Here is a 10,139-nt window from a genome sequence, read left to right on the forward strand (position 1 = left end):
ATGCCCGCGGTCCAGGGTCCCGCTGGACCCTGGCGAGGGGGTGCAGGGGGAGCAGCGCTCCCCCTGCGGCAGCCAGCGCTACGCCCCGAACGCTACTCCGCCGCCTGCGCGTAGGCCTCGAGGGGCGCGCAGGTGCAGACCAGGTTGCGGTCGCCGTGGACGTTGTCCACGCGCTTGACGGGCGGCCAGTATTTCTGGCGGGCGACGTAGGGCAGGGGGAAGGCGGCCTGCTGCCGGCTGTAGGGGTGCGACCACGCTTCCGCCGTGACTTCGGCGGCGGTGTGGGGCGCGTTCTTCAGCGGGTTGTCCTTCGCGTCCATCCGGCCCTGCTCGATGGCACGGATTTCGGAACGGATCGCGACCATGGCGTCGATGAAGCGGTCGAGTTCGCCCTGGGTCTCGGATTCCGTCGGTTCCACCATGAGCGTGCCGGTGACGGGCCAGGACATGGTGGGGGCGTGGAAGCCGTAGTCCTGCAGGCGCTTGGCGATGTCCTCGACCGAGGCGCCGCCATTCTGCTGGAAGCCGCGGCAGTCCAGGATGCATTCATGCGCCACCATGCCCTGCCGGCCGCGGTAGAGCACGGGGTAGTGGTCCGCGAGTTTCACCGCGACGTAGTTGGCGTTGAGGATCGCCACCTGCGTCGCGCGCTTGAGGCCTTCCGGCCCCATCATGCGGATATAGGCGTAGGAGATCGGCAGGATGGAGGCGCTGCCGAAGGGCGCGGCGCTGACCGGCCCGTGCGACGTTGCCTGCGGCCCCGCTTCCGCGAGCAGCGGATGGGAGGGCAGGTAGGGGGCGAGGTGGGCCGCGACGCCGATCGGGCCGACGCCGGGGCCGCCGCCGCCATGGGGGATGCAGAAGGTCTTGTGCAGGTTGAGGTGGCAGACATCGGCGCCGATCGCGGCGGGCGAGGTCAGGCCCACCTGCGCGTTCATGTTGGCGCCGTCCATGTAGACCTGGCCGCCCTTCTCATGGATCAGGGCGCAGATTTCCCGAATTGCTTCCTCGAAGACGCCGTGGGTGGACGGATACGTCACCATGAGGGCCGCAAGCTTGTCCGCGTGCTGGTCGGCCTTGGCGCGGAGGTCGTCGAGATCGACATTGCCGTCGCGGTCGCAGCCGACGACGACGACCTTCATGCCGGCCATCACCGCGGAGGCCGGGTTGGTGCCGTGCGCCGAGGACGGGATGAGGCAGACATCCCGCTGCGTATCGCCGCGGGCGCGGTGATAGGCGCGGATGGCGAGCAGCCCCGCATATTCACCCGCGCTGCCGGCGTTCGGCTGCAGGGAGACGGCCGCGAAGCCGGTGACGGCGCAGAGCCATCCTTCCAGCCGCTTGATCATCTCGATGTAGCCCGTCGCCTGGTCCACGGGGGCGAAGGGGTGGATGGCGCCGAAGCCGGGGAAGGTGACCGGGATCATCTCCGCGGTCGCGTTCAGCTTCATCGTGCAGGACCCCAGCGGGATCATGCTGCGGTTCAGCGCGACGTCCTTGTCCTCCAGCTTCTTGAGGTAGCGGAGCATCGCGTGTTCGGCGTGGTGGCTGCGGAAGACCTCCGCCGTCAGGAAGGCGCTGGCGCGGGTCAGCGAGCCGGGGATGCCGCCTTCGGCGTCGATGGCGTCGAGCCTGGGGGCGGCGGCGCCGGCGGCTTCCGCGATGGCGGCGACCAGTGCGAGGAGGTCGTCGCGCGTGACGGTTTCGTCGAGCGCGATGCCGATGCCCTGGTCCACGTGGCGGGCCAGGTTGAAGCCGCGCTTGAGGGCGGCGGCCATCAGCGCCTCGGCCTTGGCGCCGGCCTCGATGGTGATGGTGTCGAAGAAGTCGCCATGGCGGAGCTTGAAGCCGCAGCGCTTCGCGGCGCCGGCCAGGATGCGCGCCTGCAGCGCGACGCGCTTCGCGATGCGGGCCAGGCCTTCGGGGCCGTGCCAGACGGCGTACATGGAGGCCATGACGGCCAGCAGCACCTGCGCCGTGCAGATGTTGGAGGTCGCCTTCTCACGCCGGATGTGCTGTTCGCGCGTCTGGAGGGCCAGGCGCATGGCGGGCTGGCCGGCGGCATCGACGGAGACGCCGACCAGGCGGCCCGGCATCAGGCGCTTATGGGCGTCCTTGACGGCCATGTAGGCGGCGTGCGGGCCGCCATAGCCCATCGGCACGCCGAAGCGCTGGGTGGAGCCGATGACGACATCGGCGCCCATCTCCCCCGGCGGCTTCAGCAGGACCAGCGACAGCGGATCGGCGGCGACGATGGCGAGGCCGCCGGCGCCATGCACCGCCGCGATCTCCCGCGTCAGGTCGCGGACCTCGCCGGTGGTGCCGGGGTATTGCAGCAGCAGGGCAAACGGCTTCTTCGCCGCGGCGGTGGCGACGATGTCGGCGGGGGCGGCGATGACGATCTCGAAGCCCAGCGGCTCCGCGCGCGCTTCCACCACCGCGCGGGTCTGCGGGTGGACGTCGGAGGCGATCAGCAGCGTGTCGGACTTGCCCTTGGTCGCGGCATGGGCGAGCGCCATGGCTTCCGCGGCCGCCGTCGCCTCATCGAGCAGCGAGGCATTGGCGACCGGCAGGCCGGCGAGGTCCGTCACCATGGTCTGGAAGTTCAGCAGCGCTTCCAGGCGGCCCTGGGCGAGTTCGGCCTGGTAGGGCGTATAGGCGGTGTACCAGCCCGGATTCTCCAGCACGTTGCGGAGGATGACGGGCGGCGTCAGCGTGCCGTGGTAGCCCAGGCCGATCAGGGACTTGATGTCGGCGCGGTTCTTCCCGGCCAGGCCGCGGAGTTCCGCGATCACCTCGGCCTCCGTCGCCGGCGGCGGCAGCGGCAGGGCGGTGGTGCTGCGGATGGCGGCGGGGACGGTGCGGGCGGCCAGCGCCTCCAGGCTCTCCGCGCCGACCACGCTCAGCATGGCGGCGATCTCGGACTCCGAGGGGCCGATGTGGCGCCGGGCGAATTCGCCCTTGTCCTCCAGCGCCGTGAGGTCGGTGAGGAGGCTCATGCCAGCGTCTCCAGGAAGGCGGCATAGGCCGCTTCGTCCATCAGGGCGGCAATCGCGGCTTCGTCCACCGCGGTCAGCTTGAAGAACCAGCCATCGCCGGTCGGGTCGCTGTTGATGAGCGCGGGGTTCTCGGCGACGGCGGCATTCGCCTCCACGACGCGGCCCGCGACCGGGGCATAGACGTCGGAGGCGGCCTTCACGCTTTCCACCACGGCGCAGGCCTCGCCTTCCGTGACCTCGCGGCCCGCTTCCGGCAGGTCCACGAAGACGACGTCGCCCAGCGCGTTCTGCGCGTGGTCGGTGATGCCGATGGTGGCGACATCGCCCTCCAGCCGCACCCATTCATGGTCCTTGGTGAAGCGCAGTTCGGCCATTGTCGGGGTCCCTTTCAGCGTTGAAAAAATCGAGCGTGAGCATCAATGCCCGCCGTCAGCGCCAGCCTTTTCCTGCCGGCGGCGCGCTGTCGGGCATTGATCCACACGCTCTCAGCGGGCGTAGCGGTGGGGGGTGAAGGGCAGGGCGGCGACGCGGCCGGGCAGGGCCTTGCCGCGCACCATCAGGTCGAGCGGCGCGTTGTCCGCGGCCGCGTGGCGAGCCAGGTAGCCCATGGCGACCGGGCCGTTGACGGAGGGGCCGAAGCCGCCGGAGGTGATCTCTCCGACCGCCTCGCCACCCCGCGCATGCACGGGCGTGTGGCCGCGGGCGGGCTGGCGGCCCTCCGGCAGGATGCCGACGCGCAGCCGCTTCGGGCCGTTGTCGAGTTCGTCCCGCACGCGGTCCGCGCCGAGGAAGTCGAAGGCCATCCGGCGGCGCTTGCCGATGGTCCAGACCAGGTTGGCCTCGACCGGGCTCGTCGTCTCATCGAGGTCGTTGCCGTAGAGGCAGAGGCCGGCTTCCAGCCGGAGCGAATCCCGCGCGCCGAGGCCGGCGGGCTGCACGCCGGGCAGGGCGAGCAGGGCGCGGGCGAAGGTCTCCGCCTGCTCGGCAGGCACGGAAACCTCGACGCCATCCTCGCCGGTATAGCCGCTGCGGCTGACGATGGCGGGGACGCCGGCGATGTCGAAGCGCCCGACGCCCATGAAGGAGAGCTGCGCGATGCCCGGCGCCAGCGTCGCGATGGCGGCGACGGCGGCGGGGCCCTGCAACGCGATCAGCGCGCGGTCGGGCAGGGGGGTGAGCTTCACGCCCGCGGGCAGCACGGCCTCGATCGCCGGGATGTCGAGATGCTTCCGCGACGCGTTCAGCACCAGGAAGAGCCGGTCGCCGAGGTTGGTGACCATGAAGTCGTCCAGGATGCCGCCCGCTTCCGTCATCAGCAGGCCGTAGCGCTGGCGGCCCGGCTTCAGCGCCTGGACATCGGCCGGCGTCAGCTTCTCGAGTGCCGCGGCCGCGCCTTCCCCGACCAGTTCGGCCTGGCCCATATGCGACACGTCGAAGAGCCCCGCGGCTGCGCGGGTGTGCAGATGCTCCCCCATGATGCCGAGGGGATACTGCACCGGCATGGCATAGCCGGCGAAGGGGACCATGCGGCCGCCCAGTTCCCGGTGCAATGATGCCAACGGAGTCTCGAGCAGCGTTTCGCTGCCAGTCTGATCGGCCACGGTGCCCCCACAGGCGTTGCCCCCGCCGGAGTGGCGAAGGTTGATCCGTGGCCCCCCTCTGTCCCGTGACCTGAGAGATTCGGCCCTGCCCGTTGAGGGGGGTGCCTTACTCCGTCGGTGCCACACCCCGTTCGGGCTGCGGGCTTTCCAGAGATCCCTTCTCCGCGCGGTTCCTTCTGCCTGAGCGTTTCCGGGGGCCGGTTGCGCCTTCGGCGGCGGGGATCATCGCATCCGGGCAAGGGCCCGGGACGACTCGTCCGCTCTCTCCCGCGCGGTATCGACGGGATGGGCTGCGTATGCCTGAGCGGGGGGCGGGGCGCAACCGGCGGATCAGGCCGGAACGGTCTCCGCCTCCAGGGCCGTGAGCAGGCGGCGGGACAGCGCCTCCATGGCGCGGCGTTCCTCGGGCGAAAGCGCGGAGAGCGCGGCCTGGGCGGCGGCGAAGTGGACAGGCACGGCGCGTTCCGCCAGCGCCAGGCCTTCGGGCGTGAGGCGCACCAGCAGGGCGCGGCGATCGGCGGGGTCCGTCGCGCGGGTGACGAAGCCCGCACGCTCCAGCCGGTCCAGCCGCTTGGTCATGGCGCCGGTGGAGAGCAGGCACCAGCGGGAGAGTTCGCCCGGCCGCATCGTGTGGTCCGGCGCGCGCAGCAGCGTCGCCATCAGGTCGAACATGTCCCAGCTGAGGCCGAGCGGCGCCAGCCAGGCCTCCGCCCGGCGGCGCAGCTGCGCCTCGATGCGGGGAATCCGGCCGAAGAGATGGAGGTGGCTGGGGTCGATGCCCGGCCGCGCTTCGCGCCAGGCCTCGACCAGCTCATCGACGCTGTCGGTCACCAGGGGGGCGGTCATGGGGTATCTCGCTGCGAAATATCTTGACGGAAAGATATTGTCTCTCCACGCTCACCCCAAGCACGAGGAACGCCGGCCGACAACGGCTGATGGAGACAGAGACGAATGTCCGCACCGCCGCCTTTCCGCACCTCGCCCACCAATCCGCGCCTGGGCGAGATCCAGACCAACCCCGCCCGCCAGGCGGACATGCCCTATGCGCCGGCCATGCGCGTGCGGGGCGGGGGGGACACGCTCTACATCTCCGGCGCTACGCCATCGCCGCTCTATCACCACCACCCCCACCGGCCGGAGGAGCATGAGCATCCCGTCCGGATCGAGGACCAGTGCACTCGCGTCTTCGACACGCTGGGCGCCATCCTGGCGCATGAGGGGCTGACCTGGACCGACGTCATCAAGGTGACACGCTACCTGACGGACATGCGCGACCAGGACGGGCTGAACCAGGTGCAGGGGCGCTATTTCGGCGATTGGCGGCCGGTCAGCACGACGGTCTGCGTGAACCAGCTGTCCACCCCCGGCGCGCGGGTGGAGGTGGACATCGTCGCGGCCTACCGCCCGGCATGACCGCCGCGGCCATCCTGCCGCTGGTGCTGGCGGCCGCCATGGCGATCGGCGCGGGGCTGAACCTGGCCGCGCCCGGCTTCATCCGCGCGGAGTTCGACCGCTGGGGCTACCCGCCCCTGCTGCGCATCGCGGTCGGGCTGGCGGAGGCGCTGGCCGCGATCCTGCTGCTGGTGCCGGCCACGCGCGGTGCCGGCGCTGCGCTGGCGCTGGCCGTGCTGGCGGGCGTCGTCGGCACCCTGGCGCGCGACCGCGCCTGGCTGCGGCTGGAATACCCGATCGTCCTCGTGATCCTCGCCCTCCTCATCCTCAGGGGCGCGTGACACTGCCGAAGGAGGCCTGCTGATGCTGCGTCGAACCCTGATGGCCGCGCTTGCGGCCTTGCCCCTGGCGGGCCCCGTGGCGGCACAGCCGGCCTGGCCGACCCAGCCGATCGTCATGATCATCCCCTTCGCGCCCGGCCCGATCGATGGCGTGGCGCGCATCATCGGCGATGCGATGGGCCGCGACCTGGGCCAGCCCGTGGTGATCGAGAACGTCCCCGGCGCCGGCGGCACCATCGGCGTGGGGCGCGCGGCGCAGGCGCGGCCGGATGGCTACCGCATCCTGATGCACAATATCGGCATGTCCACGGCGCCGACGCTCTATCGCCGGCTCGCCTGGGACCCGGTGCGGGATTTCGAGCCGATCGGCATCATGAACCGCAACCCCATGGTCTGGATCGGCCGGCCGAGCTTCCCCGGCACGACGCTCCAGGAAATGACGGCCTATCTCCAGCGCCAGGGCACGGCCGCCAACCTGGCGCATGCCGGGCTCGGCTCCTCCTCCCAGCTCTGCGCCATGCTGATGCAGGCGGCGCTGCGCAGCCAGGCGACGACGGTGCCGTTCCGCAGCTCGGGCGAGGTCTTCCCGGAGCTGAATTCGGGGCGCATCGACCTCTATTGCGACCAGACGACCAGCGCGCTGGGGCAGGTGCAGGGTGGCACGGTGAAGGCCTTCGCCCTTGCCGCGCCCCAACGCCTGCCGATGATGCCGGCGGTGCCGACCACGGCGGAGGCGGGCATGCCCGATTTCCAGCTCTCCATCTGGCAGGCCCTGTTTGCCCCGGCCGGGACGCCGCGTGCCGTGGTGGATCGGCTGAACCGCGCGCTCCGCGTGGCGCTGGCCGATCCGCGCGTGGTCACGCGCCTCAACGAATTGGGCACGGCGCCGGAGCCGGAGGCGACGGGATCGCCGGAAGCGCTGCGCGCCCTGCTGGTCAGCGAGGTCGCGCGCTGGAAGCCGATCATCGAGGCCGCGGGCGAATTCGCGGATTGACTGGGCTCAATGCACCCGGCTGGTCGGCTGGTGCGGGCTGTCCAGGCTGAAGGGGGGGATGGCCACGTCGAAGGCCTCCCCCGTTGCCGTCACCACCATGTGGTAGGCGCCGCGCATGAAGCCCGACGGCGTGGAGAGCGGCGTGCCGGAGGTGTATTCGAAGTTCTGCCCGGGCTCGAGCACCGGCTGTTCGCCGACCACGCCTTCGCCATGCACCTGCTGGGTTCGGCCCAGCGCATCGGTGATGCGCCAGCTGCGCTTCAGCAGCTGCACGGTGCGGTTGCCGCGATTCTCGATATTGACGCGATAGGCCCAGACGAAGTGGCTGCGCTCCGGCTCCGACTGGTCCGCCAGGTAGAAGCTGCGGACGGAGACGCGGATGCCTTGCGTGGTCTCGGTGTAGTCCTCAGCCATGGTGACGTTCCCCCACGCGGGATGCTGGACGCGGCGCCGCACCCTGTCCAGCCTCAGGCCCGGCGCAGCGCCACCGCCAGCCCCGCCGCCACCAGCACCGACCCGCCCGCGCGGTTCAGCGCCTGCCGCGCGGAAGGCCGCCGCACGGCGCCGGAAAGCTTGCCCGCCAGCAGCGCGTAGGACGCCGCGTTGATGGCGGCGATGGTGACGAAGGTGGCGACCAGGATCGCCGCCTGCGTCACGAAGCTGCCGTTCGGGTCGATGAACTGCGGCACGAAGGCCACGAAGAAGACGATGCCCTTCGGGTTCAGCGCGGTCACGATGAAGGCCTGGCGCATGGCGCGGGCGGGCGGCAGGGGCGGTGCTGCCTCCGCCGTCACCGGCGCGCGCCACATCTTCACGCCGAGCCAGATGAGGTAGGCCGCGCCCACCCATTTCACCGCGGTGAACAGCGTGGCGGAGGCCGCGAGCACCGCGCCGAGCCCCGCCAGCGACAGCACCATGGCGACCAGATCGCCGAGCGCCACGCCGGCCGCCAGCGGCAGCGCGTTGCGGAGCCCGCCACCCAGGCTCTGGCCAATGACCAGCAGGATGGTGGGGCCGGGGATCAGCACCATCACCGCCGCCGCGGCGCAGAAGGCGAGCCAGGTGGAGAGCTCCATGGCGTCAGCCGCCCTTGCGCTTCGGCGCTTCCGGCAGCGGCGCCGTCAGTTCGAATAGCGAGGCCTCGGCCACGGGTTCGGCCTTCGGCGCGGGCTTGGGCTTGGCGGCCTTCTTCGGCTTGGGCGCGGGCTCCGGCGCTGCCTCCGGCACCGGCTCGACCTCCACGATCGGGACGCGGCGCGTGGGCGCCGGCGCAGGGGCGATCGTGTCCAGCGCTTCCGAGACATCGGCGATCAGATCGGCCACATCCTCGAGCCCCACCGAGAAGCGGATGGTGCCGTCGGTGATGCCGAGCTTGGCGCGTTCCTCGGCGCCCACCCGCATATGCGTGGTCGTGGCGGGATGCGTCACCAGCGACTTGGCGTCGCCGAGGTTGTTGGAGACGTCGACGAGCTTGAGCGCGTCGAGGAACTTGAACGCCGCCTCCTTGCCGCCCTTCACGTCGAAGGTGACCAGGCTGCCGCCCGCCGCCATCTGCGCCTTGGCCAGCGCATGCTGCGGATGGTCCACCCGGAAGGGGTAGAGGACGCGGGCGATCTCGCTGCGCTCCGCCAGGAAGTCGGCGATGGCGGCGGCGCTGCGGCACATCGCGGGCAGCCTCAGATGCAGCGTCTCCAGCCCCTTGAGGATCACCCAGGCGTTGAAGGGGCTGATGGAGGGGCCGGTGTTGCGAATGAAGGGCTGCAGCACCTCATCCACCCACTTCTTGCGGCCGAGCACGGCGCCGCCGAGCACGCGGCCCTGGCCATCCATGTGCTTGGTGCAGGAATAGACGACGACATCGGCGCCGAACTGCATGGGCTTCTGCAGCAGCGGTGTCGCGAAGACGTTGTCGGCCACGACGATGGCGCCGGCGGCATGGGCCATGTCGCAGACCGCGGCCAGGTCCACCATCTCCAGCATCGGGTTGGACGGCGTCTCCAGCAGCACGAGCTGCGCGGGGCGGGACAGCGCCGCCTTCCACTGGTCGAGGTCGCCGCAATCGACGAAGTCGCAGCTGATGCCGTAGCGCGGCAGCAGGGTGGAGCAGATCCAGTGGCAGGACCCGAACAGCGCGCGGGAGGCGACGACGCGGTCGCCGGCCTTCAGGTGCGAGAGCATCGCGGCATGCACGGCGGCCATGCCGGTGGCCGTCAGGCGGCAGGCTTCCGCCCCCTCCAGCGCCGCCAGCCGGTCTTCCAGCATGGTGGTGGTGGGGTTGCCGAAGCGGGAATACTGGTAGTGCTGGACGGTGCCGAGGAAGGTCTCCTCCGCCTGGCCGGCGCTTTCATAGACGAAGCCGGAGGTGAGGTAGAGCGCCTCCGAGGTCTCGTCATGGTTGGACCGCATCTGCCCGCCGCGGACCAGCAGGGTGGCGGGGCGGAGGGGGCGGTCGGGCAGGGACTTGGCCATTCGGAGCACCTCTCGGCAGACAGGCTGCCAACACGCGGCGTCCGGCCCCCCTTTCGGGGCACGTCGGGCGGCACTCGGCCAACCCGGCGGCCCTTTAGCGCGCATGTTTTCAGCGGGGTCGCCGCCGCCCGTCACCGGGACCTCGCCGCAATCAGGCCGGACAAATCGCGAGGGGCGCCGCAGCGCCGATGTGACGGATAGGCGTGGGCGCGGTGGGGGTCAAGGCACGGCTTGCGGGGTGGGCGGGGGTCGCGGTATGGAGGGGGGCACCTCGTGCTGCGGGCGTAGTTCAGAGGTAGAACGTCAGCTTCCCAAGCGGGAACGACGAGCGCTCCAAAGCCCG

Annotated in this window: 9 protein-coding genes, 1 pseudogene and 2 riboswitches; of the genes and pseudogenes, 3 read left to right on the plus strand and 7 right to left on the minus strand. The window is 71.0% G+C overall.

Annotated elements, in window-relative coordinates; all coding sequences use genetic code 11:
* Positions 1 to 92: 92 nt before the first annotated feature.
* The 4 genes from gcvP to G3576_RS25475 all read right to left on the minus strand — a co-directional run bounded on the left by gcvP (position 93) and on the right by G3576_RS25475 (position 5,446).
* The gene (gene gcvP / locus G3576_RS25460) at positions 93 to 2,999 is read right to left on the minus strand and encodes an aminomethyl-transferring glycine dehydrogenase (protein ID WP_164697293.1); all 2,907 of its coding nucleotides are present in this window, start codon (positions 2,997 to 2,999) and stop codon (positions 93 to 95) included.
* The gene (gene gcvH, locus G3576_RS25465) at positions 2,996 to 3,373 is read right to left on the minus strand and encodes a glycine cleavage system protein GcvH (protein ID WP_164697294.1); all 378 of its coding nucleotides are present in this window, start codon (positions 3,371 to 3,373) and stop codon (positions 2,996 to 2,998) included. Before gcvH ends, gcvP begins: the two co-directional genes overlap by 4 nt.
* 111 nt (positions 3,374 to 3,484) lie before the next feature.
* The gene (gcvT, locus tag G3576_RS25470) at positions 3,485 to 4,573 is read right to left on the minus strand and encodes a glycine cleavage system aminomethyltransferase GcvT (protein WP_164697314.1); all 1,089 of its coding nucleotides are present in this window, start codon (positions 4,571 to 4,573) and stop codon (positions 3,485 to 3,487) included.
* A 75-nt stretch (positions 4,574 to 4,648) separates the two neighbouring features.
* Positions 4,649 to 4,757: riboswitch (glycine riboswitch) on the minus strand.
* A riboswitch (glycine riboswitch) is annotated at positions 4,758 to 4,880 on the minus strand.
* Between the two features lie 50 nt (positions 4,881 to 4,930).
* On the minus strand, positions 4,931 to 5,446 hold the full coding sequence (locus tag G3576_RS25475; RefSeq protein ID WP_164697295.1) for a MarR family winged helix-turn-helix transcriptional regulator: 516 nt from the start codon (positions 5,444 to 5,446) through the stop codon (positions 4,931 to 4,933).
* 105 nt (positions 5,447 to 5,551) lie between these two features.
* Here G3576_RS25475 and G3576_RS25480 point away from each other — a divergent pair, with 105 nt between their 5' ends.
* From G3576_RS25480 to G3576_RS25490, 3 genes are read left to right on the plus strand one after another with little or no spacing between them, the layout of a single operon-like run.
* Positions 5,552 to 6,013 (plus strand): RidA family protein, encoded by a 462-nt coding sequence (locus tag G3576_RS25480; RefSeq protein WP_164697296.1) that lies wholly within the window; start codon positions 5,552 to 5,554, stop codon positions 6,011 to 6,013.
* Positions 6,010 to 6,333, plus strand: coding sequence for a DoxX family protein (locus G3576_RS25485; RefSeq protein ID WP_164697297.1), 324 nt, complete (start codon positions 6,010 to 6,012; stop codon positions 6,331 to 6,333). The genes G3576_RS25480 and G3576_RS25485 overlap by 4 nt, the downstream gene beginning before the upstream one ends.
* 22 nt (positions 6,334 to 6,355) lie before the next feature.
* Positions 6,356 to 7,327 (plus strand): tripartite tricarboxylate transporter substrate-binding protein, encoded by a 972-nt coding sequence (locus tag G3576_RS25490; protein WP_164697298.1) that lies wholly within the window; start codon positions 6,356 to 6,358, stop codon positions 7,325 to 7,327.
* 6 nt (positions 7,328 to 7,333) lie between these two features.
* Here G3576_RS25490 and apaG read toward each other — a convergent pair whose 3' ends face one another.
* From apaG to metZ, 3 genes and pseudogenes are all read right to left on the minus strand, one after another.
* The gene (gene apaG, locus G3576_RS25495) at positions 7,334 to 7,741 is read right to left on the minus strand and encodes a Co2+/Mg2+ efflux protein ApaG (RefSeq protein WP_164697299.1); all 408 of its coding nucleotides are present in this window, start codon (positions 7,739 to 7,741) and stop codon (positions 7,334 to 7,336) included.
* A gap of 53 nt (positions 7,742 to 7,794) precedes the next feature.
* Complete coding sequence (locus G3576_RS25500; protein ID WP_164697300.1) at positions 7,795 to 8,403, minus strand: LysE family translocator; 609 nt, start codon at positions 8,401 to 8,403, stop codon at positions 7,795 to 7,797.
* A 211-nt stretch (positions 8,404 to 8,614) separates the two neighbouring features.
* Positions 8,615 to 9,796 (minus strand): annotated as a pseudogene (gene metZ / locus G3576_RS25505) (O-succinylhomoserine sulfhydrylase); the annotation flags it as partial.
* Between the last annotated feature and the right edge of the window lie 343 nt (positions 9,797 to 10,139).

Source organism: Falsiroseomonas algicola (assembly GCF_011040385.1).
GTDB classification, from domain to species: Bacteria; Pseudomonadota; Alphaproteobacteria; order Acetobacterales; family Acetobacteraceae; genus Falsiroseomonas; species Falsiroseomonas algicola.